The organism is Candidatus Desulfosporosinus nitrosoreducens (assembly GCF_030954495.1).
Classification (GTDB): Bacteria; Bacillota; Desulfitobacteriia; order Desulfitobacteriales; family Desulfitobacteriaceae; genus Desulfosporosinus; species Desulfosporosinus nitrosoreducens.
Window position 1 is genome coordinate 90,269 of the sequence record NZ_JAVHUW010000083.1, and the last position, 24,048, is coordinate 114,316.

23 protein-coding genes are annotated in these 24,048 nt (G+C 42.8%); 20 read left to right on the forward strand and 3 right to left on the reverse strand.

Translation table 11 applies throughout. The annotated features are described in order from the left end of the window. Window positions 1–33: 33 nt before the first annotated feature. The 13 genes from REC12_RS24665 to REC12_RS24725 all read left to right on the forward strand — a co-directional run bounded on the left by REC12_RS24665 (window position 34) and on the right by REC12_RS24725 (window position 12,851). Window positions 34–516 (forward strand): GNAT family N-acetyltransferase, encoded by a 483-nt coding sequence (locus REC12_RS24665; protein WP_308898802.1) that lies wholly within the window; start codon window positions 34–36, stop codon window positions 514–516. 293 nt (window positions 517–809) lie between these two features. Continuing rightward, window positions 810–1,019 carry a hypothetical protein gene (locus REC12_RS24670; protein ID WP_308898804.1) on the forward strand — a complete coding sequence of 70 codons (210 nt, stop codon included), beginning with the start codon at window positions 810–812 and terminating at the stop codon, window positions 1,017–1,019. A 51-nt stretch (window positions 1,020–1,070) separates the two neighbouring features. Beyond that, entirely contained in the window at window positions 1,071–1,649 is a 579-nt protein-coding gene (locus REC12_RS24675; protein ID WP_308898806.1) for a nitroreductase family protein, read from the forward strand. A 478-nt stretch (window positions 1,650–2,127) separates the two neighbouring features. After that, window positions 2,128–4,485, forward strand: a complete 2,358-nt coding sequence (locus tag REC12_RS24680) for a CHASE3 domain-containing protein (protein ID WP_308898808.1) — start codon at window positions 2,128–2,130, stop codon at window positions 4,483–4,485. Beyond that, window positions 4,460–4,843 (forward strand): response regulator, encoded by a 384-nt coding sequence (locus REC12_RS24685; RefSeq protein WP_308898809.1) that lies wholly within the window; start codon window positions 4,460–4,462, stop codon window positions 4,841–4,843. Before REC12_RS24680 ends, REC12_RS24685 begins: the two co-directional genes overlap by 26 nt. A 2-nt stretch (window positions 4,844–4,845) precedes the next feature. Continuing rightward, the gene (locus tag REC12_RS24690; protein ID WP_308898810.1) at window positions 4,846–5,739 is read left to right on the forward strand and encodes a diguanylate cyclase; all 894 of its coding nucleotides are present in this window, start codon (window positions 4,846–4,848) and stop codon (window positions 5,737–5,739) included. Between the two features lie 291 nt (window positions 5,740–6,030). Further along, the gene (encB, locus tag REC12_RS24695) at window positions 6,031–6,330 is read left to right on the forward strand and encodes an encapsulin nanocompartment ferritin-likeEncB family encapsulin nanocompartment ferritin-like cargo protein cargo protein (protein WP_308898811.1); all 300 of its coding nucleotides are present in this window, start codon (window positions 6,031–6,033) and stop codon (window positions 6,328–6,330) included. 389 nt (window positions 6,331–6,719) lie between these two features. Further along, complete coding sequence (locus REC12_RS24700) at window positions 6,720–7,949, forward strand: multidrug effflux MFS transporter (protein ID WP_308898812.1); 1,230 nt, start codon at window positions 6,720–6,722, stop codon at window positions 7,947–7,949. Window positions 7,950–8,225: 276 nt separating this feature from the next. Then, window positions 8,226–9,428 (forward strand): MFS transporter, encoded by a 1,203-nt coding sequence (locus REC12_RS24705; protein ID WP_308898813.1) that lies wholly within the window; start codon window positions 8,226–8,228, stop codon window positions 9,426–9,428. Between the two features lie 199 nt (window positions 9,429–9,627). Then, complete coding sequence (locus tag REC12_RS24710) at window positions 9,628–10,260, forward strand: cobalamin B12-binding domain-containing protein (protein WP_308898815.1); 633 nt, start codon at window positions 9,628–9,630, stop codon at window positions 10,258–10,260. Window positions 10,261–10,287: 27 nt separating this feature from the next. Beyond that, window positions 10,288–11,265, forward strand: a complete 978-nt coding sequence (locus tag REC12_RS24715; protein WP_308898817.1) for a uroporphyrinogen decarboxylase family protein — start codon at window positions 10,288–10,290, stop codon at window positions 11,263–11,265. Between the two features lie 179 nt (window positions 11,266–11,444). Next, entirely contained in the window at window positions 11,445–11,996 is a 552-nt protein-coding gene (locus REC12_RS24720) for a GNAT family N-acetyltransferase (RefSeq protein WP_308898818.1), read from the forward strand. A 93-nt stretch (window positions 11,997–12,089) separates the two neighbouring features. Continuing rightward, window positions 12,090–12,851: an SDR family oxidoreductase gene (locus REC12_RS24725; RefSeq protein WP_308898819.1), complete on the forward strand. Its 762-nt coding sequence runs from the start codon at window positions 12,090–12,092 to the stop codon at window positions 12,849–12,851. On the opposite strand, the gene REC12_RS24730 is transcribed toward REC12_RS24725, so the two are convergent. From REC12_RS24730 to REC12_RS24740, 3 genes are all read right to left on the reverse strand, one after another. Then, window positions 12,848–13,402, reverse strand: coding sequence for a ferritin-like domain-containing protein (locus REC12_RS24730; RefSeq protein ID WP_308898820.1), 555 nt, complete (start codon window positions 13,400–13,402; stop codon window positions 12,848–12,850). The two genes, REC12_RS24725 and REC12_RS24730, sit on opposite strands and share 4 nt — an antisense overlap. Window positions 13,403–13,838: 436 nt before the next feature. Then, window positions 13,839–14,000, reverse strand: a complete 162-nt coding sequence (locus REC12_RS24735) for a hypothetical protein (protein WP_308898822.1) — start codon at window positions 13,998–14,000, stop codon at window positions 13,839–13,841. 83 nt (window positions 14,001–14,083) lie between these two features. Next, on the reverse strand, window positions 14,084–14,986 hold the full coding sequence (locus tag REC12_RS24740; RefSeq protein WP_308898824.1) for a phosphatidylserine decarboxylase: 903 nt from the start codon (window positions 14,984–14,986) through the stop codon (window positions 14,084–14,086). 401 nt (window positions 14,987–15,387) lie between these two features. Between REC12_RS24740 and REC12_RS24745 the strand changes: the two genes are divergently transcribed. The 7 genes from REC12_RS24745 (at window position 15,388) to REC12_RS24775 (ending at window position 23,876) form a co-directional block, all read left to right on the forward strand. Continuing rightward, a complete protein-coding gene (locus REC12_RS24745) occupies window positions 15,388–15,906 on the forward strand; it encodes a cob(I)yrinic acid a,c-diamide adenosyltransferase (RefSeq protein WP_308898827.1) in 519 nt (172 codons plus the stop codon). Then, window positions 15,903–16,847 carry a methylmalonyl Co-A mutase-associated GTPase MeaB gene (meaB, locus tag REC12_RS24750; RefSeq protein ID WP_308898828.1) on the forward strand — a complete coding sequence of 315 codons (945 nt, stop codon included), beginning with the start codon at window positions 15,903–15,905 and terminating at the stop codon, window positions 16,845–16,847. The genes REC12_RS24745 and meaB overlap by 4 nt, the downstream gene beginning before the upstream one ends. 5 nt (window positions 16,848–16,852) lie before the next feature. Continuing rightward, window positions 16,853–18,490, forward strand: coding sequence for an acyl-CoA mutase large subunit family protein (locus REC12_RS24755; RefSeq protein ID WP_308898830.1), 1,638 nt, complete (start codon window positions 16,853–16,855; stop codon window positions 18,488–18,490). Window positions 18,491–18,510: 20 nt separating this feature from the next. Continuing rightward, the gene (locus REC12_RS24760) at window positions 18,511–18,927 is read left to right on the forward strand and encodes a cobalamin B12-binding domain-containing protein (RefSeq protein WP_308898832.1); all 417 of its coding nucleotides are present in this window, start codon (window positions 18,511–18,513) and stop codon (window positions 18,925–18,927) included. 617 nt (window positions 18,928–19,544) lie between these two features. Next, a complete protein-coding gene (locus REC12_RS24765) occupies window positions 19,545–21,434 on the forward strand; it encodes an APC family permease (protein WP_308898833.1) in 1,890 nt (629 codons plus the stop codon). Window positions 21,435–21,646: 212 nt separating this feature from the next. Beyond that, on the forward strand, window positions 21,647–22,477 hold the full coding sequence (locus tag REC12_RS24770) for an EFR1 family ferrodoxin (protein WP_308898835.1): 831 nt from the start codon (window positions 21,647–21,649) through the stop codon (window positions 22,475–22,477). Window positions 22,478–22,703: 226 nt separating this feature from the next. Beyond that, window positions 22,704–23,876 (forward strand): NAD(P)/FAD-dependent oxidoreductase, encoded by a 1,173-nt coding sequence (locus REC12_RS24775; protein WP_308898837.1) that lies wholly within the window; start codon window positions 22,704–22,706, stop codon window positions 23,874–23,876. Window positions 23,877–24,048 lie beyond the last annotated feature (172 nt).

Genomic DNA, 24,048 nt, shown 5'->3' on the forward strand with positions numbered 1-24,048 from the left:
AAAAAGGTTAGCCAGATGTAGGAGGGAATTTTTATGTTAACGATCCAAGATTATAAAGATGAGTACCAACATGAGATTATTAAAATGATTTTAAAGATTCAACAGGAGGAGTACAATCTCTCCATAACTGAAAAAGATCAACCTGATCTTGTTAATATTCCGGCTTTCTATCAACAAGATAATGGGAACTTTTGGGTCGCTATTGATTGTGGCCTGGTAGTTGGAACAATTGCCTTAAAAAACATAGGTGATGAAAAAGCAGTTTTAAGAAAAATGTTTGTCAAGCAGGAATACAGAGGGAAAGAGAAGGGAGTAGCTAAAGAACTTCTTTCGCGCTTATTAGATTGGGCCAAGCAAGAACATTTTAGGGAAATATTTTTGGGAACAACACTTCAATTTTTGGCAGCGCATAAATTTTACGAAAAGAATGGTTTTAGAGAAATAAAGAAAGAAAACCTGCCCGTAAATTTCCCGGTTATGGAAGTGGACAAGAAGTTTTATTATTACGAACTGTAATTCGTACTGGCTTTGGTGGCTAATGCCGAGTACAACGCCCCGGGCCATTGAACAGATAGCGGCCACTATGCAGGTGGTGTCTAATATTTAGGTAATTTTAAGGAAATAATGAGAGATGTTAAAATGATAACAACAATCAAGATTCAGATATGTCACGCTAACCCAGCTGAAGACAGAGTGGCTCAATTTGGGAAAAATTAAATAAACAGTGGATTGAAAAAGTGACGCAAGGCTTTCTGAACAATGACCTGGCTGTAGGGAAAAGTTGAGATAAAGTGAATGGGGAAATAACCATGGCAAAAAGAAAATGGTCATTTGAAGAAGTTGAAGAATATCGAAGAGCTCATAACCAATATTTCATCTATTATAATAAAGACGATGCTAATTTTCTTGTTGCCAAAATGAGTGGACTGGGGCGGACAAACAATTGGGCACATCTATTTTCAGGGGATATAATTTTTGTATGCTTAGCGCTCATGGCATATCGCTTGTTTTTAAAATAAGGCGAAAGCTGAGGTAGGGTAAAATCAAAGAGGTAAAGGAAAAGGAACTAAATGGATACTTTTAAGGTTATCAGTCAAAGAAGAAGCATTAGAAAATACAAAAGTGAAAAGATCCCGAGGGAACAGATTGAAAGAATCCTGGAGGCAGCAACTTTAGCTCCTTCAGGCAAGAACCGTCAACCTTGGAGATTCGTTGTTATCCAAGGCAAGAAAAAAGATGATTTAATAAGTCTTTTATTCCGCTCCGAAAGTAAAAGAAAATCTGAAGGGGTCAACACAGGTAGTTTTAGACAGACAATTACTGCTATGGATCAGGCGCCTGCCGTAATTTTGGTTTTGAATTCTTATTTTGATACTTGTGTAGATGTTAATGGGCAATTAAATTATTATCGCTGGTTAACTGATGTTCAGGGAATTGCGGCGGCTATTCAAAATATGTTGCTGGTTGCTCAAGAACAGGGACTTGGAACTCTCTGGATATGCGATGTATATTATGCGGAAAAAGAAATTCGAACGTGGTTAAACACCAGGAATCAACTAATTGCCGCGATTTGTCTTGGTTATGCCAATGAAAAACCTTTTCCGCGCCCTAGAGTCCTTTGGCAAGAGGTTACAGACTGGTTAGATTAGATTACGCCTGTTTGGAGATGATAGAGTAGTCAAAGCCCTGCTGGAAGAACGGTATCGAAGGCGTTGGAAAAGTAGAAACGGAACTATTGGAGCCGTTGCTAATTTTGAGCGCCATATAACCGTTGGGTGTCAGTAAAATTCAAAAACTAATTTTGGGTTTGTAAAGCTCAATTTAAGGGGGAAACTATTCGTTAGTGCAAATAATCACAAGACAAGCTAAACAGCCAATAGTGCCGATTTAACTTCAATTTCTTAATGCGAAGTTACTCTCCAGCTTTAAAAAATTAGCTGGGGTTTTTCTTTTTGTTTAACTGTTATGAATTGGCTTATAAACAAGTAAATGTTTTATAAGGATAAATTAGGGGATAAGGTATTGAATCGGGGGATTAAAAAACCAGCGGAACAAAGCCAAAGGATTTTCTTAGCCGCACGTCGAAAGAAACTACTCTGGGATTATACCTTAGGAGGATGTTCAAAAGTGCTGAATAAGTTGGGTTTTGCTCAGAAATTATACCTGGGATTCGGGATTGTTATACTGCTGATGGTTGGATTGCTTGGATATACTTATATCAATTACAATACCCAAGTTAAAGCAGTTAATACGGATCTTAAGACACATGAAGTGATTAATGAAGCAAATGGCTTGTTAGAGAGTTTGCTTAATATGGAAACAGGGGCTAGGGGTTACGTTATTACCGGAAAAGATGAATTTTTAGAGCCCTATAATCAAGGAAAAGTGGATTTTGACCGGTATTTCCGGAATATTACGCAATTAACAGCCGACAGCCCGTCTCAACAAGCTCAGTTGAACGCTTTACAAGAGCAATATCGCCAATGGTTTGATTGGGAAAATAATTACGTCATTAAAAGCCGCAAAAAGGTTCTTGACGGTCAGATGAAAATGAGCGATATGATTGCTCTTATCCAGACGAATAAAGGTAAAAACCAGATGGACAGTATGCGTAAAATGTTGGCTGATATTACTAATCAAGAGCAGCAATTACTGGCAAGCAGAAACCAAAAACTTAGGGACATAGAACAAACCACAAAGATTATGAGCACCGTCGGTGGCCTTTTAGGGGTAATGCTGGCGATTTTAATTTCAGTGTTGACGTCCATTTCTGTTTCTAAACCGTTAAAACGCCTTATCGTTGCAACTGAGCATATAAAAACCCAGGATTATCAAGAACCGATTCAGCCAAATGCAAATAAAGAATTCAATGTCCTCATTCAAAATTTTAATTCTATGCAAGCAGCTATCAGGATTCGGGAGGAAGAGTTAAAGAGGAAGAATGAAGTACTGAGGATAAAAATAGAAGAAGCCAACGAAGCCAATAGACTAAAAAGCCAATTTTTAGCCAATATGTCTCATGAACTGCGCACTCCCTTAAACTCAATTATTGGCTTTACAGCTCGTGTACTTAAAAAGTGCGGGGAGACTCTGCCGTCCTTGCAAAAGGAAAACCTGGAGATTGTTAAAGAGGAAGCAGAACATCTTTTAGAATTAATCAATAATTTATTGGATTATTCCAAAATTGAAGCGGGAAAAATGGAGATACATCTGGAGGCTTTCGATTTAGTGGATGTTCTTGAAGAAGTTTATACTATGACCCAAACGTTGTCCGAAGGAAAAGCTATCCGGTACGAGCAGGAAATTTTAGAACCGAGGCCGATTGTTATGACGAGTGACAGGCTTAAGGTCAAGCAAGTTCTTATTAATCTTTTAAGCAATGCCTTTAAATACTCTGAAAAAGGGACTGTAACTCTTAAGGTTGAGCAAATAAATAACGATTACAGCATTCGTGTTCAGGATGAAGGAATTGGTATATCCCCTGACAATATCGTTAATATTTTTGATGAATTTCGTCAGGTAGACGGTTCATATACGAGAAAAGTCGGAGGAACAGGACTTGGTCTTTCGATAACCAAGAAGTTTGTGGAGATGCTTGGAGGAAGTATTCAGGTTAGCAGTGAACTTGGCCAAGGGAGCTGTTTTTCCGTTTGTCTGCCAACCGATTTGACGAAAAAGAAACTTGGTTATGATGAGACAGAAGCAAGTAATGCCAATGAAAAACGCAGGATTAAAATCGTGAGCATTGATGATGATTTTAATGTGCAGAGGCTCTATAAGCAGTACCTTGATGACCAGGAGTTTGAATTGATTACTCTTTATGGTCATGAAGACATAGTGGGAAAGATAATTGAAGCAAGGCCTGATCTTATAATTCTCGACATTATGCTTCCCGTGAAGGATGGATGGGACATATTAGCCGAACTGAAAAGTAATGCCAAAACCAAAATTATACCAGTTGTCATGGTTTCAGTTCTCAGTGAAAAGAATCTTGCCTTTAAAATGAAAGTAGATGAATATCTCATTAAGCCTGTAACTCAAGAAGAATTTTTAGGGGCTATCATGCGAACTGTTTCCTCCAAAGAGGGGATTGATGTTTTAGTGGCAGATGACGATGAACATTTTTTAAGCCTGATAAGTCAGTTTTTAGATGAAGAATCTCTTCCTTATCGGTTAGCCGGGGATGGGGAGGAAGCCATACGGCAAATGCTCATAAAAAAACCAAGTATACTAATACTCGATATTATGATGCCCAAGAAAGACGGAATTTCTGTGCTTGAAGAAATGAGAAGGAGAGAGGAGTTAAGCGATATTCCTGTGGTTGTAGTTTCCTCCAAGAATTTAAATGTAAAAGAGAAAAAAAAGATTCTAAGCAAAACCAATGGATTTATTCAAAAATCAGGTGTGACGGTAGAGAGTTTGATGGAAATCCTTGTTAAAACAATAAAGGAGAAGGGTTATGGCAGTGAGAGTACTATTAGTTGAAGACAATCCACATAATATACGGCTTATAGAGCAATTATTAGGGGATATAAGCGAAGAAATTGGTAAGGAGATTGATTTAATCAAAGCCGACTCAGGGAAACTAGCTTTACAGGTGGCTGAGGACAAGGAAGTTGCTTTGGTTCTCATGGATATTTCTTTGCCGGATATGGATGGCATATCGATTACAAAGGAGTTGAAGAAGCTGGAGTCCTTTGCGCATATTCCTTTTATAGTTGTGACAGCTCATGTCCTGCCGAATGATGCGGAAACGTTCAAAATAATTTTCGAGGATTCCATTGCCAAGCCAATTGACGAGGAAGTTTTTTTTACTAAAGTAAAGAAGTGGCTAGGTGAGTGATTATGAATGAGAAAGTCCTGGTTGTTGACGATAACATAAATAATATAAGATTGCTGAAGGAAATACTTGAGGACGAGAATTTTTTAGTCCATACATCTGACGACGGTGTCTCAACCCTGGAAATGGTCCTCAATTTAAAACCCGATATCATCTTACTGGATATTATGATGCCGGGAATGGATGGATATGAAGTGTGTAGAACACTAAAAACTAATTCTTTGACGCAGGATATACCTGTTATCATGGTGACAGCTAAAACTGAAGGAGAAGATGTAAAAAGAGCGCTTGACCTGGGAGCCTTTGATTACATTAAAAAACCGATTGATGAAATTGAGGTAGTAGCAAGAGTGCAATCAGCTTTACGTTTTAAGAAACAACAGGATAAGCTGAAAGAAATGGCTTCCAGAGATGGGCTGACAGGTGTTTATAACCACGCCTTGTTACTTGAATTGTTCCAGAAAGAGTTTACTAAGCAGGAACGAAGCGGAGGAAACCTTGCTTTTGTCATGCTCGATATTGATCATTTTAAAAAGGTTAACGATACCTATGGACACATGGCCGGTGATACGGTCTTAAAAGAATTGACTAAGATTATTGTGAGTAATGTCAGAAACGGCGACATAGTTGGCAGATATGGCGGAGAAGAGTTTGGCTTGGTCTTAACGGACATTTCTCTGGAAAAAGTTTGCCAGTTGTGCGAGAGAATCAGACAAGCCATAGAAAACAATGCCTTTGATATTGGGACAGAGTTGATAAAAATCACAGTTAGCATGGGAATCTGCTTTAGAAAGCCGGATGATTCGCTAACTGGTGGGGAGATGATCAAAAAAGCGGATGAATCTCTTTATAAAGCCAAGCTGATGGGCAGGAACAGAATTGAGCTGGCCGCAAATTAAACGTTTGCGATAATTTTGCCTTCGGTAAGGCAGAGAGTCTGAGTAGGGCTGTGTTCCTTTTCGACTGTCTGCTGTAGTTGTCTTTGACAAGGTATCGTCATGAATGTGTTGAATGAATGTATTAATAATTGGCTAAATCAGCAGATTAAGATAGAAACTGTAAAAACTATTGAAGGGTTTTTTCCTGGTGTTGAAGGAAATTAAAGGGAAGATGTTGAATGGTTATGATCAAGAAACCATGTAAGTGATGCTAAATTCACTGTAGTTTAACAAGATGAAGGAGGAATAACTATGCCTGAGTTTGGAAGCCCTTTTTCCGGGTTGGCAAAAGACCGCAAGCTGACTGAAGCAGAATTAATTAGAGCGATAAGATTCATGATTTCAGCAGAATACGAAGCTATTCAAATGTATATGCAATTGGCAGAGTCTACGGACAATAAATTGGCGATTGAAGTATTAGAGGATATTGCCAATGAAGAAAGGGTTCATGCAGGTGAATTCTTAAGATTGCTAAAAGAACTGGCTCCTGATGAAGAAAAATATTATCTTGAAGGTGCTCAGGAAGTAGAAGAAGAGATGGGGAAACTCTAATTTAGTTTTGTATCTTGCTAAGGGGTGGCTTGTCCGCCCCTGTTTGTTTCTCTGACGTTGTGTTACTTTCCTGATTTGCAAGCTTATCGGCCTGGCGGGAAAGCTTTGAGCAATCAAGATTAGTTTAGATTAGTTCTTTTATGGTTGCGGCTCAACCTTTCCACATTGAATGAAAATTATCAAGGATAATAATATTTCCCCTAAAGCTATTGTAATATTTAAACTATTGAGATAGTATATTTGTATATACAACATGATGTTTTAACAAATGATTTAAAAAGACAATGAATTTTTGAAAACATTTCCTAATTCTTGTAGACAATCATAATAGTGATTGTTTTAGGTTCAGTGACATTAAGAAGGGCAAAAGGAAAGGAATGGAAACTAGGATGAGTCAGACTAATTATTTAACGAAATCAGCACTATCAGGGTCGAAATCACTTCGCTATTGGATCGCTTTTGTTTTAGGTGCTTTGGCGGCCTTTGCTCCACTGTCTATTGATATGTATTTGCCATCGCTGCCTTCCTTAACAACGGACCTTCATACCAATGCTTCTTTGGCCCAACTAAGCATAACTGCCTGTTTGCTGGGGATCTCACTGGGACAATTGCTTATGGGAGCCCAAAGCGATATTCGTGGCCGCCGGTTGCCCCTGCTATTAGGCTTAATTGTTTATACGGCTACTTCTCTGTTTTGTGCGGTAACTTCTTCGATCAGCGGCTTAATAACTTTAAGGTTTATCCAAGGAGTGGCCGGTTCGGCAGGGATTGTCATTTCAAGGGCTGTGGTTCGAGATCTCTACTCAGGTTCGGAAATGATGAGATTCATCTCGCTCTTGATGTTGGTCAATGGCTTGGGACCGGTATTGGCGCCGATTATTGGAGCACAGCTCTTGCATTTTACCGCGTGGCGCGGGGTTTTTATCGTTTTGTGTGTTGTCGGGTTGTTGATGACCTGTGCTGTTTATTTTGGCCTGCGGGAGTCATTGCCTAAAGATAGCCGTACTTCAGGCGGCCTCTCAAATACTCTGTTAACGTTTAAAACGCTGATTACCGATGCTGGTTTTGTTAAATATGCCTTGCCTCAAGGTCTTGTTTCAGCAGGGATGTTTGCCTACATATCGGGCTCTCCCTTTGTGATACAAAATATTTTTGGCGCCTCCCCTCAGATCTTTAGCCTGATTTTCGCCATGAATGGCATTGGGATTATTATTGCCGGGCAAGTTACCGGCAGGCTGGCGGGAAAAATCGATGGGATTAAATTGTTCGTCAGCGGACTTTATATGGCTGCTGTTGCCGGTTTTGCTTTGCTCGTAGCCATTATCCTTAATGCCGGTCTTGCGGTTATATTACTGCCCTTGTTTCTGGTCGTTTCATGTGTTGGCATTGTGGGGACTGCCGGTTCAGCTCTAGCAATGGAAAATTACGCTCATGCGGCAGGCAGCGCTTCAGCGTTGTTAGGACTTATGTCTTTTATCTTTGGAGCTTGCGTTGCTCCGTTAGTCGGCTTGGGTGGAAGCAATACTGCGGTTCCCATGGGAGTCATCATCGCTGTGACGGATATTGGTTCTCTGCTCAGTTATTTAGTTTTGAAAAGCCCAAAACTCCAGAGGGCATAGTTTGCCGGACTAGGCTGCGAAGAAGCTTTTAACCCTGAAAATCTTACATATCTTTGGGGAATACACACGTTAATTTGTATATACATATTAACGTGTGTACAATAAGCAAAATTTAAAAATAAGGGGGAATGAACACAAGAAGTGACTCAGTATTACACTTGGCAAACTGAAAGGGGGAAATAAGTGGGCTTAAAAAATTCCCAATATTCGAACTATGACTATTTGGCTGGCTCTGCATGACATCAATGACAATTATTATTGGAAAGGAAGATATTTATGAATGATAAACGGCAGTCCTTTGTGTTGTTTGCCATCTTTTCATTCGGATTCCTTGCTATGGGTGTCGGAACCATCACACCTGCCATAGCCGCTATTGGAGGAGCCTTCCCGTCCGTGAGTTTCAGTACCTTATTGCTGGTATCCACTATCCCTTCTCTTATATCTATACCTGTATCAATCCTGGGAGGAGGGATTGCCGGGAAATCAGTGAAATACAGGACGTTGGTAATTTTTGCAACATTGATGTTCAGTCTTGGCGGGGCAGTTCCCTATTTCCTGCACGATTTCGCCCGGATTTTGATAGCCAGAGGGCTTTTTGGCTTAGGCCTGGGACTTATTATGCCTCTTAATAATGCTTTGATTTTCAATCTTGTACCCTCCGACAAGCAGGCCGGTGTCATGGGAATTAACGGTGTTGTCATGAATATCGGAGGAATCGTGCTCCAGTTGCTGGGCGGCGTTCTTGCCGCTGTAAGCTGGAATTACAGCTTTCTGGCGCATGCCCTTGGCTTGCTTACGTTTATTATCGTTTTGATTTACTTGCCGGAACCCCCAAAAGCGGAAAAGGAGGGTTCGGTAAATGTTGAAACTGAAAAATTAAAGATGCCTGCTTCAGTCTTTGGCTGGGGGGTGGTTTTTGGAGTCTTGACAATTCTGGATTATCCTTCACTTACCAATATGTCTTCCGTCCTTTTAACGATTAAAGCCAATTCCGCCGTCGCCGGAGTAGTCCTGATGTTCATGACAGTTGGCGGCATGATCGCCGGAGTGGTGTTTGGCAAAATGTATCAAAAAGTCGGCAGGCAGACCCTGAATATCGGACTTGCCTTCTTTATGATATCTCAAATTTTGTTTTCTTTTAGTCAGAGCGTGCCTTTATTTATCCTTGGAGAAGCGTGTCTGGGTGTTGGCTTGACGCTTTGTATGTCAGCTATCTATATGCTTGCCGGTGCTTCCGTGCATCCCAGCCAAACTCCCATGGCGATGTCCATCATTGTCTCCGGCATGAATCTGGGCGGATTCCTTTCCGGATACTTCTATGCTGCTATTATGGAACCGCTGCATATCACAACCCTGAGATTTCAATATTATTTTGGAACTTTTGGTTATTTAGCGACTTTGGCCTTATTCATAATAATTTTCGCTGTCAAAAAACCGGCTGCCCCCGTTGGCCCTTCTTCGCAAGCAAATATACATTAAACGCCTGCGGGACCGGGCTAGTGTTCAACAAATCAAGAGCAGCCGCTTGGCTGAGTTTCGTCGGGTTATTTATTGAGTCTTCTTAATAGTCCGAGTCCCGGTTCTCTTGGCAGAGAGAAATTAATTGAGCTCTAAATTAACACTCCTTTAAATTTTGAAGCTTTTTTAAATGAAATAAGCCCTAAGGAGGTTTGTGAAAATGTCTAAGATCAATGACGTTAAAGCTATGGTAGAGGCAGGAAAAGCTAAACTTGTTCCGGGCCTGATAGAGGAAGCGCTGGCTGAGGGAAATGCGGCGCCAGACATTCTTCAAGCCATGGTTGACTCAATGAGTGTCGTTGGCGATAAATTTTCCGCCGGAGAAATTTTCGTACCGGAAATGCTGATGGCAGCTAAAGCCATGTCTAAAGGTGTCGAAGTCCTGAAACCTCACTTCGCCGGACAGAGCAGATCTTCTTTGGGCACTTGTGTTATTGGCACTGTTGCCGGTGATCTCCACGATATCGGCAAAAACCTTGTTTCCATGATGATTGAAAGTGCCGGATTTGAGATCGTAAATCTGGGAGTGGACGTATCGGCCTCTAAATTTATGCAAGCTGTCAAGGAAAACAAAAACGTAACCTTAGTGGCTTGTTCAGGGCTACTGACAACGACTATGCCGGCAATGAAGGAAACAGTTCAGACTTTAAAATCCAGCGGCTTAACGGGATTTAAGGTGATCGTCGGCGGAGCCCCCGTATCGGCAGAATTCGCCGCTTCCATCGGAGCAGATGGTTTTGCCCCCGATGCAGGCAGTGCGGCCGCAAGAGCGGTAGAGTTGGTAAAAGGTTGAAAAATTCGCAGATAAGGAGGGAAATTTATGTTGAGCAAGAGGCAAAACTTAATGGCAACAATTAAAGGCGGAAATCCTGACCGCTTTGTTAAACAATATGAGTTTATGCACTTTATCATGGAGACTCCCGGCGGACGTTTCCCGGAACCTGGTCAAACCATAAAAAATGATTGGGGAATTACTTTCAAGTGGCCGGAAGGCCAGCTGGGAGGGTTCCCGGTTCACGACGACGAGCACAAAGTATTGAAGGATATCACAGAGTGGAGAAAATACGTTAAAGCGCCAGAGATCCCTGCTTCTGATGAAGCCTGGGCCGCAGCCGCTGCTCACGCCCAGAGGGTTGACCGCAACGAAGAATTTATTACGGTGTTTGTCGCGCCGGGTGTTTTTGAAATGTGTCATCACCTCATGAGTATGGAAGACGCCCTAATGGCCTTATATGAAGAACCGGAAGCTATGCATGAATTGATTGCTTACCTTACTGAGCACGAGTTAGCCTATGCTCAAGCCTTGATCGATCATCTCCATCCCGATTGTATTTTTCATCATGACGATTGGGGGAGCCAAAAATCCTCTTTCATTTCACCGGCCATGTTTGACGAGTTCTATCTTCCGGCCTATAAAAAAATCTATGGCTTCTATAAAGACAATGGGGTTGAGTTAATCGTGCACCACAGTGATTCCTATGCCGCTAATTTGGTGCCCTATATGATTGAAATGGGAGTAGATATTTGGCAGGGAGTCATGACAACGAACAACACGCCTGAGCTTATTCAAAACTATGGCGGGCAGATCAGCTTCATGGGGGATATTGACAGCGGTGTCGTGGATTTTCCGGAATGGACCCCGGAAATTGCCGCGCGAGAAGTTGAAAGAGCTTGTCGAAATTGCGGAAAGCTGTTCTTTATCCCTTGTTTAACTCAAGGGGGAAATTGGAGTTCTTTCCCGGGTGTATACGATGCAGTCAGTGAAGCAATAGACAAAATGACTAAAGAAATGTTTTAAGCTTGAATAAGAGACGGCACCGCTTAAATTGCTGATGCTGCTCTTGTTAGTGCCAAGCAAGCAGCCAAGGCCGTTTTAAGGCTCTGGCTGTTTGCCTTTAATAATTTCTCTCAAACCAGAAGGAATTCCCGTCAAGATGTGGAAATTAAAGAATCTAAAGCAGAAGGAGTTGAGCGGCATTGTTTGAATTTGTTGTTGAAGACGAGGTAAGACTTAAACCGTTGGAAATTTTGCATACGGAGCAATTGTATACATTGACTGAATTAAACCGCTCTTACCTTAAGCAATGGCTTCCTTGGGTAGATGGAACAAAGAGTGCGGATGATATAAAATCATTTATTCAGATGACCAGGAACCAGTTTGCAGCCAATAACGGACTGCAAGCGGGAATTTGGTATCAAGGGAAAATTGCCGGAGTCATAGGCTTTCATGGCATTAATTGGGCAAACAAAACCACCAGTATCGGATATTGGCTCGGAGAACGTTATCAAGGAAAAGGGCTTATGACTAAATCCTGTAAAGCATTTATTGAATATGCCTTTGCCGAGCTGAAGCTCAATCGAGTTGAGATCAGATGTGCGGAAAAAAATTTCAAAAGCCGGTCAATACCGGAACGGCTGGGTTTTGCTCAGGAGGGTATCCTGCGCGAGGCGGAGTGGCTTTATGATCGTTATGTCGATCACGTTGTCTACGGATTACTGGCGCGAAAATGGGATAAAAGAGAAGTATAAACGTCAAAATAAATTGTGTGTCTCAGAAAATGGCTTCTCAAAACTTGGAGTGGCCGGAGGTCTAAGCGAATACCAATAAGGAGGTTTTTTAGAATGATAACAAGCGGAAAGACAGTTTTAATCACAGGCGGAGGTTCGGGTATTGGGCTTGCTCTGGCAGAGTGTTTTTATAACGCCGGAAATAAAGTCATTATTTGTGGTAGACGTAAAGAGCGGCTCCAGGCCGCTAAAGAGAAATTTCCGAATTTGCACACCTTCGTTTGTGATGTAACCAATGTTGCCGAGCGCCAATTGCTATTTGAGGCGGTGACTAAAGAATTTCCGGAATTGGATGTTTTAGTGAATAATGCGGGAATTCAACAAAGAATAAACTTTAAACGGCTTAACTCTGACTGGAATTATTACCATCAAGAAATTGCGGCCAACTTAGAGGCGCCTATTCATTTAAGCCTGCTGTTTTTGCCGCATTTGTTGCAAAAGCAAGCAGGGAGCATTGTCAATATTTCTTCGAATTTAAGCATTACTCCGGCCGCTTGGGCGCCTATTTACAGTGCTACCAAAGCCGCTTTTCATTCTTTTACTATGAGTCTTAGGCTGCAACTGGCTGAAACCAAGATGAGCATTGTAGAAGTTTTACCTCCTGCCGTGAATACGGATTTAGGCGGTGTAGGACTGCATACCTTTGGCGTGCCCGTTACGGAATTTGCCAACGGAGTGTTTGCTGAACTTAAAAAGGGGACACTTGAAATCGGACATGCCGGTACGGAGAAAACAATACGCGCTTCACGGGACGAGATTGATGAAGGTGTAAAACGAATGTGGCAAAATTTCATTAAAAATAACCCCAATTTTTAGAGACCTCTAACGTTGCAGCCGCAAAATTTTTCCAGAGCCTGGCTCAAGAGACGGATATGAACTTTTTCATCCAAGATAATTCTTTGGAGTATTGTTTTTACCTGGGAATCTCCAATGCAAAGGATATGGCGTTGGTATTCGGCAATTGCCTGATATTCCGCCTCAATATCCGCTTTTAATTGCCCGCAAAGATTTGTTCCATAATAAATAGACTTTCCCGACCAAAAATTATTATGAAGCAAACTTCCGGAACCGCGGATTACGGGATTCCCGCCAAGGCTTATAATCGTGCTTCCTAATATCTCCAGGTGTAACATTTCGCTTTTGGCAATGTTTTTAAGTAAGTCTCCAAGTTCCTTATTGATTGGTGTACATATAAAATGATGGTAAAGATATTGATTGATAGCGGTAAATTCACTAATGATGCCGGCATAGTCATCCATTAAGATTTCGGCATAATCGGGATTACGGCTTAGAACTTGTACTTCCGGATAGGGAGAAGGATCGGAGTATGGACTTTTGGGGTGAATTTCCTTGTTGCTATTGCTCATTACATTGGCCTCCATAAAAATAATTCTTTCAAACTATTTTTATGAATTTAACAGTAATTTGTTTATGAAGAATCATGATATAAGCGCTGATAGTTTATCTTTTTTCCGGCAGAAGGATCAACTGCAACGTGGAAGAAGAATCTTTCCGCATAGAGGCTTTAATACGGGAGAATTGGGCCAGGGTTCATGAGATAATGTTACGGAGTACCGGAGTACAAGGACCAAATGTTCGGCATAACAGGCTATGTTAGAGAAAGTTCCGGCTCAAGAAATGTACATGAGGGAATTATTGTGAAGAATGTAAATAATCCATGAAAATCCCCTTAAGCCGGGAAAGTTCATGGATACTTGAATTTAATCATATTTCTTTTCTCCGGAAGCTGAAAGAAGCAAATAAAGAGTCAATATCCCTTATGTAACTATATTAACCATTAAATTAGCTCAAAGGTGTTTCCGTGCTTTCATGATAGAAAGGGCATGCTCCGTTCCAGGATATTTCGGTTATCCCATCGTCACAACAATAGTGACGAATCATAAACGCCTCGCAAAGATCGTTCGCTTGTCCGTATAAACATTTTGAGCAAGTTTTAAAATCCACTTTTACATCACTCCTTCCCTGTTTAAGGCCAATATATACAACTTACAAATAAATAATGCCCAATCATAAATACTTTTATCGCTTTAAATTTCCGAAGCTTCAAGTTTAATCCCGATTTTTTCTCCCAATAAGACATAACTTTCATACCCCAGCTCAGTTTGCTTGAGGATATCTTCGTCAATTCCCACCCTGCCCGGTTCAAAGAACAGGATCACAGTGGAACCTCCGAATTTAAAATAGCCCTTTTCCTCTCCACGGCTTACACGTTTTTGGGGGCTATAGGTTTGAATAATTGAACCGACGCAAGTCGCTCCTACTTCGACATACAAGACGTCGCCAAAGTGATCGGAATGGAAAGTACTCCATTCTCTTTTATTTTCGCAAAAGAGTTTCCTGACCTTTTGCAGGGCAATCGGATTGACGGAGTAATAGGCTCCTCTGATTTTTTCAGTATTCTCACAGGTACCGCTGTCTATGAAGTGGTAGCGATGATAATCTGTGGGACAGAGCCTTAAAATCAAGCAAGTCCCTTTTTGATATCTCTCGGCAACTCGGTCATTTTTAAGCAAATCTCTGAGGCTATAGGTCAGCCCTTTAACTTGAACCAGGTTGTCCAAATCTATTTTCTCATAGGCCAAAAGTCGCCCATCTCCTAATGAAATAAGGGCATGGCTGTCGGGATCGATCGGACGAGCACTGGATTTCAATTTGCGGTAAAAGAAATCATTGAATGAGGCAAAATCTTTAAGCCTTTTTTCAGCCATAGACATATCCAGGTTGAATTTTTGGATAAAGGGGCCGATTTTTTTCCTGCTTACGCTCCTGTCCAGATACCAGCCATAGAGGCTTGAGAACATTTTTTTCTTTATAACTATTTCTAAGAGATTCAGGCCCAACGGAGAAGAGTAAGTCCAATTCAGAGCTTTTTCTCCGGCTACCTGTTCTATTTCGTAGGCTTTGTTCTTGCGATTGTAATATCTAATCAAATATATCACTCCTATAGTGGACATTGTATGTTATATCTTAAGATTTAATCAAGTCTGAGCAGCAAATAACACTGAGAAATATTGCTGCCCCATAACGTCCTGTAAGCGGTACACATTCCTACAAAAACGTACCGTTTACGGGCATTTTTATGGCTTGGAATTAGCTTAAAATCCTTTGAGCAAAGAAGAACCTTTAAGGTTCACCCCTGGAAAAAGGGCCCTGATTCATCGTAAATACTATAGGCATTAATTGGCGGGATTAATTTATAAATGGTTGGGGCCTTTGTGGTATAAATTTTGCAATTAAGAATATTTAGATTATTGGAAAAATACAAAGAAGGAGTGAGGCCTTAAATTTAAAAGGGCTAAAAAAGGCTCGTTAGGAAAGGGGGTAAGGAGGTATGGCAGGGCTTATACTTGTTTATACGGGCAACGGAAAGGGCAAGACTACAGCGGCAATTGGCCTGAGCGTGCGAGCGCTTGGACATAATCAAACCGTTGGATTTCTGCAGTTTATGAAAGGGAGCAAAAATTACGGAGAAGTAAAAATTGCCTCCGTGTTGCCCAATTTTACTTTGGTTCAATCGGGTCAGGAATCCTTTGTCTCTTATGAAAATCCCGACCCGGTGGACATTAGAATGGCTCAGGAAGGATACGAACTGGCTAAACAATGGTTTAAAGAGGATAAATTTGATCTCATTGTGCTGGATGAAATTCTAGTGGCGGTGGCCTTTAAACTAATATCAGTGGCTCAGGTTTTAGATTTAGTCCGGCAGAAGCCGTCTCGCCTGAATTTAGTGTTGACGGGTCGTTACGCAGCGCCTGAAATTATGGAAATTGCTGATACTGTGACAGAAATGACGGAAAAAAGGCATGCCTATAACCAGGGGGTTGAGGCGAAAGCAGGGATGGAATTTTGAGCAAAGAAGCACTCGATCAATGGCTAGTCCGTCTCTTAGAACGTGACCGCAGGGCGGCTGCCAAGCTCATTTCCTGGGTTGAAGATGACTTCGAACGGGAATACATTATGCGGTCTATCCTCAAACAGACGAACCGTCAAATGGTCGTAGGAATAACGGGGCCGCCTGGAGCCGGAAAAAGCTCGTTAGTTGAGGCCTTGACAAAATTCTACCGCTCAAAAAATGAAAGAGTGGGGATTGTCGCAGTGGACCCCAGCAGCCCTTATTCAGGCGGGGCAATTTTAGGGGACCGCATTCGTATGCAGGCCCATGGAACAGACCGTGACGTATTTATCCGCAGCTTAGGAACGCGGGGGCATTTAGGCGGAGTTACCCGCTCGACATTGGATGTTTTGAGAATTTTAGAAGCCGGGGGGTATGGCCGGCTTCTGCTGGAAACGGTCGGAGTCGGTCAATCTGAACTGGAAATCATGCAAATGGCCGATACTGTCGTGGTCGTACTTAATCCGGGGACGGGAGACGGGATTCAGGCCATTAAAGCGGGAATTATGGAAGTTGCGGATATTTTTGTGATCAATAAATCAGACCTGCCCGGGTCGGAACGCATGAAAAATGACATCGAGATGATGTTGAACTTGAGCTGCGATGGGAAGACTTGGCGTCCGCCGGTTATTCTGACCAGTGTGCTTAATAATAGTGGACTGGAGACCTTATTTCAGCAAATAGAGGTTCATCAAGTGCATCTGTTAGAATCCGGGCAAAGAGATGAACGGCGCAAAGAGCGGCTTCGCCTGGAAGTCTGGCGCCAATGGGAGGATAAAACCCTGGCATTGTTCGAGAGCGTTTGGGAAGCGGCTAAAGAAAAATTCAGGTCTTACGCTGAAGCAGATCCCTACGAAATAGCGCAAAGGCTGTGGGAAGAGCGTTTTAAAGGAGGATAAATGGGATGAGAAACAATTTCTTGCGCTGGAAAGCGAACTATGATGCCCAGAAAGAGCGAAAAGGACCATTTATTACGGTTTCTAGTGTTCCGCTTGATCCGCTCTATGCACCGGGGCATATGGCCGAGATTGATTATGAGAAGGATTTGGGAAATCCCGGGGAGTATCCTTACACTCGCGGTGTCCGGTCGAATATGTATCGCGGGCGGCTCTGGACCATGCGTCAATTTGCCGGTTTCGCCACGGCGAAGGAGTCCAATGAGCGGTATAAGTTTCTGCTTGGGCAAGGCCAAACGGGCTTGAGTGTTGCTTTTGATATGCCGACGATCATGGGCTATGACTCGGATCATCTGCGCGCTTATGGGGAGGTAGGCCGGGTTGGGGTAGCTATTGATTCCCTGGCCGACATGGAAATCTTATTTGAGGGCATTCCGCTTGACAAAGTGAGTACGTCAATGACTATCAATGCTCCGGCCTCGATCATTTGGTCCATGTATATTGTGGCGGCGGAAAAGCAGGGCGTTGCGGCCAATAAATTAACCGGAACAATTCAGAACGATATTCTCAAAGAATACATTGCCCAAAAGTCCTGGATCTTTCCGCCCGAACCTTCGCTGCGCCTCATTACGGATATTTTCGGCTATGCCAAAGAAAATGTTCCCAAGTGGAATACCATTAGCATCAGTGGTTACCACATTCGGGAAGCGGGGGCAACGGCTTTGCAGGAATTAGCCTTTACCCTGGCGGATGGATTTGCCTATGTTGAAGCAGGTATCAAAGCGGGTCTTGATGTGGACGATTTTGCTCCCCGTTTATCCTTCTTCTTTAACTCTCATACGGATTTTTTTGAAGAAATCGCCAAATACCGAGCGGCCCGCCGCATTTGGGCCCGTCATATGAAAGAAAAGTATGGAGCTAAAAAGGAAGAAAGCTTACTCTTGCGCTTTCATACTCAAACCGCGGGCTGTTCTCTAACGGGCCAGCAGCCGGAAAATAACATTGTCAGGACGGCTTACCAAGCCATGGCCGCTGTCTTAGGCGGTACTCAGTCGCTGCATACCAATTCCATGGATGAAGTTCTGGCTTTGCCGACGCAAAAGTCCGTTCAGATTGCTTTGCGCACCCAACAAGTTCTTGCTTATGAAACGGGCGTGGTCAATACTATTGACCCCTTGGCGGGTTCTTACTTTGTGGAAACTCTAACCCAGCAAATGGAAGAGGGGGCTGAGGAGTACTTCCGCAAAATTGATGAACTGGGCGGGGTTCTGGGAGGCATCCGCGAGAATTTCTTTCAGCAGGAAATAGCCGATGCGGCTTACCGCTATCAACAGGAGATCGAAAGCAAAGACCGGATTATTGTAGGGGTTAATGAGTTTGTTAACGAGGGAAAAGTAGAGATTGAACTGCTGAAAATTGACCCCGAAATTGAGAAATCTCAAATATGCGCGCTTCAGGCCATGAAACAAGGCCGCGATAACCTCCGGGTTCAAACGACCTTAACGGACTTAAAGGAAGCGGCTCAGGAATCCGGCAATTTGATTCCGAAAATTATTGACGCTGTCCGGGCTTATGCTACCGAGGGAGAGATGATTGCTGTTCTGAAAGAAGTCTTTGGGGAGTATCGGGAACAAGCTGTATTTTAAGTATTGGGGGAGGGAACGTCATGAAGAAGAGTCGAATTCGTGTCTTAGTTGGCAAGCCGGGTTTGGACGGACATGACCGGGGTGCTAAAGTGATCGCGCGGGCACTTCGTGATGCGGGAATGGAAGTCATCTACTCGGGTTTGCATCAAACCCCGGAACAGATCGTCGAAGCCGCGATTCAGGAAGATGTGGATATAATAGGAATTAGTGTTTTATCCGGAGCGCACATGACAATTTTCCCGAGAATCAAGGAGCTGCTTAAAGAGCAAAATGCTGAAGATATTGTGCTCATGGGCGGGGGAACGTTTCCCGAGGAAGATATCGTTTCGCTTTTAGAGGCCGGACATGCGGAAGCGCTGTTTACTCCGGGAGCACCTACGACAGAGATTGTGAATTGGATTCATGAGAAATTGGCGGACGCTGGAGGCATTATCTGAGATTCCTGAAGACAAAGAATAACAGAGAAGAAGAAACTTTTTAAGAGGCTGACTTATTGCTCTCTCATGGGCGGGTCAGCCTCTTGATCTTTTCTTGAAGATGGTTTGTGGCATTAGCAAGATTATTTAGGGAAATTCAGAGAAAAAGATTCATAAGATTAATAATTGCAGACGATTGGCGGAAAAATACCTGTAACAGTTAGTGGCAAAGATTTATTGCCTGAAATATTTCTGAGTTCCTAAGTTTGGGACAAGCAGAGATAATTTCCGCATGATTTAGGTTTATCTTCGAGCACAATCGAGATAAAAATAGTCTGAATGTAATTAGACCTGAAATTGTTGATAATTTACCTGAATTTAGCCTTTTTTACGAAAAGGAATGCTAAAATCTGCTAGACTCCGATCATTGGATAGAGTAGAATTATATTTGTTTTTATAAGCCAAAAACATGAGAATAAGAGATGGGTTGCCTGTTTAGCACAATTAAGGGCCAAGTCTATGTACCTCTTTTTTACTTAATATTTTAATTGAGCATAGGTAGTTGAAAATGTTAAGTATGTTTTCGTCTTAAAAAGATAAGCCTTATGATTGACTTTAGATTTGCGAGGTGCATAGCAGTGATACAAAACCTAAAAAGATGGCTTTTGGGTGAAAAATTACCGACGAATAGGCTCAGTGAAGAAAAATTTAATGTTTTTTGGGGTCTTCCTGTTTTGGCGAGCGATGCCATTTCTTCGGTTGCCTATGCCGTTGATGAAATTTTATGGGTCCTTGTTCCTTCAATCGGTTTGATTTCCTACTATTGGGCTCCTAAGATTGCCATAGCCATTATCTTGCTTCTCCTTGTACTGACCATTTCTTATCGTCAAATCGTTAGTGCTTATCCTAATGGCGGCGGGGCCTACATTGTCGCTAAGGACAATCTCAAAGTAAAGTATGGGCTTATTGTCGGCGCATCCCTGTCGGTTGATTATATTTTAACGGTTGCCGTCAGCATCAGCGCCGGTACAGCCGCTGTTACCTCGGCAATTCCGGCGCTGTACCCCCACCGGATAGCCATAGCGATATTTTTTATAGCCCTAATGACTATAGGGAATCTGCGCGGGGTTAGTGACTCTTCGAAATTTTTCAGTATTCCAACCTACGCTTTTTTGGTTACCATACTTAGTCTCCTCATAGCAGGCATAATCAAGAGCATTGGGGGGACTGCAGTACCGATTCCCCCTATGGTTTCTGATCCTGCTGTTTCTTTCGGCACTCAGGCTATTTCCCTTTTTCTGCTGCTGCGGGCTTTTTCCTCGGGTTGTGCCGCCGTTACAGGGGTAGAAGCCATTTGTGACGCTGTGCCCAACTTTAAAGAGCCGGCGGTAAAAAACGCCAAGCTGGCTTATGTCTTGCTGACTATTTTTGTGATTATAACCTTTGGCGGGATCACATACTTAGCGACGGTTTTTCATCCTGTGCCTAATTCCCAGCAAACGGTCATCGCCCAATTAGCCGCTAGCATTTTCGGCCGGGGCTTAATGTTTTATATTATTCAAGCAACGACAACCGTTATCTTAGCCATGGCGGCCAACACTGCTTTTGCCGGTTTTCCGATCCTGTTGTCCATTATTGCCCGGGACGGTTATGTTCCGCGGCAGTTTGCAATGCGGGGACACAGATTAGGTTTTTCCAATGGCATTTTACTTTTATCCTTAGCGGCGGGGATGCTGGTCATAATTTTCCAAAGTGATACCCACTTGCTTATTCCTTTGTATGCTATCGGTGTCTTTACGTCCTTTACCTTAGCCCAGGCCGGAATATTCTTAAAATGGTTTAGGACAAAGCCCAGGGGTTGGGTTTATAAGGCCTTTATCAACGGATTAGGAACCATTATAACCTTCATAACCGTAATCGTTATTGCCGTTACCAAATTTCTCAGTGGTGCCTGGGTTGTTTTACTGATCATTCCCTTGCTGGTTATTGTTATGATGAAGATCAGAAATCACTATACTATGATTGCCAAAAGGCTGGATGTTCCCAATGACCGGATAGAACGGCTGAAACTCAGTCCCAAACCGATGCCCTATGTTATTATTCCTGTCCAAAGTCTTAATGTTATGGTAATAAAGACACTTCGCTATGCTAAAAGCTTGTCTAACGAGGTTGAAGTGTTCAATGTAGAGACTTATGAGGGTGAAGCAGATAAACTGAGAAGCAAATGGGCCAAACTTAAAACAGATGTCCCGCTTGTGATCAAGCAGTCAGCGTACCGGGACATAGTTGGTCCTCTTACTGAGTATATCGAGTCCAATGAACATGCTTCAAGACCGGGAGATGTGATAACTGTTCTTTTGCCCCAGTTTGTTGTGGCGAAGCCTTGGGAAATGGCACTTCACAATAACACCAGTTTGTTTATAGCCAGAGCGCTTTTGAATTATAGAAATATTGTTGTTTCTTTGGTCCCTTTCCAAATCGAGGAGAAGTCTGAACTGTACAAAGATATTGATTTGGAAATTGAATAAACCGCTTAAAAAGATAGCTAAGATAGTTGAACCCAAACTATTCTTAACTATTTTTTTGTTATAGGTTCGCTTTTTCGCCATCTTTCGCCGTTAATTTGGAATATAGTTGTTTGCGAGGACATTCTTTGGGTGTTGTTGGAGAAGACATTCCGGTTGTAAACGTATTGATTCTATAAATCAGAGATTATTGCAAAAATCAAGGGGGACGGGTTATGAGTCAGGCGATTAACTCCATGTATTTCAGTCCGACAGGCACGACTAAAAAAATAGTATTGGGAATAGCCCGGAAACTTGCAGAAAGTACATCCGGGAAACCTGATCAAGAAACAGCCGCCAGGAACATTGATTTTACCTTGCCGGGGATCAGGTTAAAACCTGTGTCCTTTTCAGAACAGGATGTCGTTATTATCGGTGTTCCGGTCTATGCGGGAAGAGTTCCGAATGTCTTATTAAACTATTTAAACACGATTAGCGGTCGCGGTGCTTTAGCGATCCCTATTGTTGTTTATGGAAACAGAAACTATGACGATGCTTTAATAGAATTGAGAGATATTCTGGAAGCTAACGGCTTTAAAGTGCTGGCAGCCGGAGCGTTTATTGGAGAGCACTCCTTTTCCCTAACCCTTGCTCAAAACAGACCGGATGAGAAAGACATGGCCATTGCCGAGGAATTTGCCAAAGGTCTCTACGTGAAATTAAGCGCACCGGGGGAGTGTAAGGCGGTAGCCGTGAGAGGAAATCAACCGTATAGAAATTATTATAAACCTAAAAACAAAGACGGTAATCCAGTGGATATAAGAAAGGTAACTCCCAAAACAAATGATCAGTGCACTAATTGTAAACTTTGCGTTGAAGTCTGTCCTATGGGTTCGATCAATCCTGAAAATGTCTCTGAACTGCTGGGAATCTGTATTAAATGTGGCGCCTGTATTAAAAAATGTCCTACCCAGGCAAAATATTACGATGATCCGGATTATCTGCGGCATAAAGAGGAATTAGAAATTGAATATGCCGCTCGCCAAGAGCCGGACTTATTTGTTTAAACCCAGTTATTTTAAGGTCTCCGCCGCTTGCTGAATTTGCCGTAAAGTTTGAACGTGCGCTGATTCCCAATTGTAATGGGAAAGCGCTGTTAAGTCAGATGCGATCTGCGTAATTATAATGTAGATCGCTATGGCTGTTTTCCAAGCCCTGTTAACTAAAGGGCTTATTTTATTTAACAGGCCTAAAGCCGTTGTCCTGGTTAGATTTGCTTAAGGAGAAATGTCAATGAGCAATAATTATAAACAACCTAAGTCGGATATCATAATTATCGGCGCGGGTATTATGGGGTTAAGTGTGGCCTATCACCTTCTGGAGGCCGATCCTAAATTATCGATTGTCATCTTGGAAAAAGAAAAATTATTGGGTTTAGGTTCAACCGGGAAATGCACAGGGGGCATCCGTTACCAATTCAGCAGTCCTCTTCTGCGGCGCTTAAGCCTTCTCAGCAGAGATTTTTTCCTTAACTTTGAGCCGGCTTTCGATACTCCGATCTGGTATCGGGAAAGGGGCTATCTGATGCTGGCCCCCAACGAGGCTCTGTGGGCTGATCTGAAGCTGAGCGCCGGACAGGCTGAGAGCGAGGGTATACCTGTTAAAATCTTATCTCAAGAGGAACTCGAAAAAAACTTTCCCTATCTGCAGCAGGACCATTACTTAGGCGGAACCTTCGGTCAATGGGATGCTTATGCAGATCCCTATGCCGTCTTGGCAGCTCTCTATGCTTCGGTGCGGAGACGGGGAGTTCCCGTACATTTCCAATGTGAAGCAAGAAAAATCCTCCGCCAGGGCAATGCTGTCTCAGGTGTTGAAACGACACAAGGGGTATTCCATAGTCCGATTATTGTGAACGCCGCCGGCCCTTATGCCGCCGGATTGGCCGGCGCAGCCGGGATTGTTCTCCCCGTACAGTCCTTTCGCCGTCAGGTGTATGTTTGCACTAATCCCAAAGATGTGCCGGCTGCGGCTCCCCTGATCGTGGATTTAGCCACAGGCTTTTATTTGCATCAGGAAGCCAGTGCTAAAACCGTCTTATTAGGCGGGACCGATAAAGACACCCGACCCGGGCTGGATGAGGTGGTTGACAAATCTTTAGCCGAGGATTTTTTTCTGGCCGCAATGGAGGCAATCCCTTCCGCTCTCAATATTAAATGGCTGCGCACCTATACCGGGATACGTGATCAAACTCCAGATTATCTTCCCATTATCGGCGAAGCAGCAGACTTGAAGGGTTTTTATCTGACAAGCGGCTTTAGCGGTCACGGCTTTATGCATGCTTCAGCCGTTGGCCGCATCGTGTCAGACCTGATTTTAAAGGGGCGTTGTGAACAAATTGAGGGAAACTTATTCTATCCTCAGCGATTTGCCAAAGCTTCCCCGCAAGAATCCCTGGTTTTCTAAGGGACCTGGTCATCCTTGCCTTATTTCTAAAGCCAAGACTTAAGTGAGAGGCATTTTGTCCTTAACCGAATGCCTTGGGAAATCGGAGGGGAATTGAGTTTCTCAAAAAAGAGGGATTTGCAGGCGACGGCTAGAATTTAATACTTTAAGATCTGCTGCCTTGAGGTCTGAA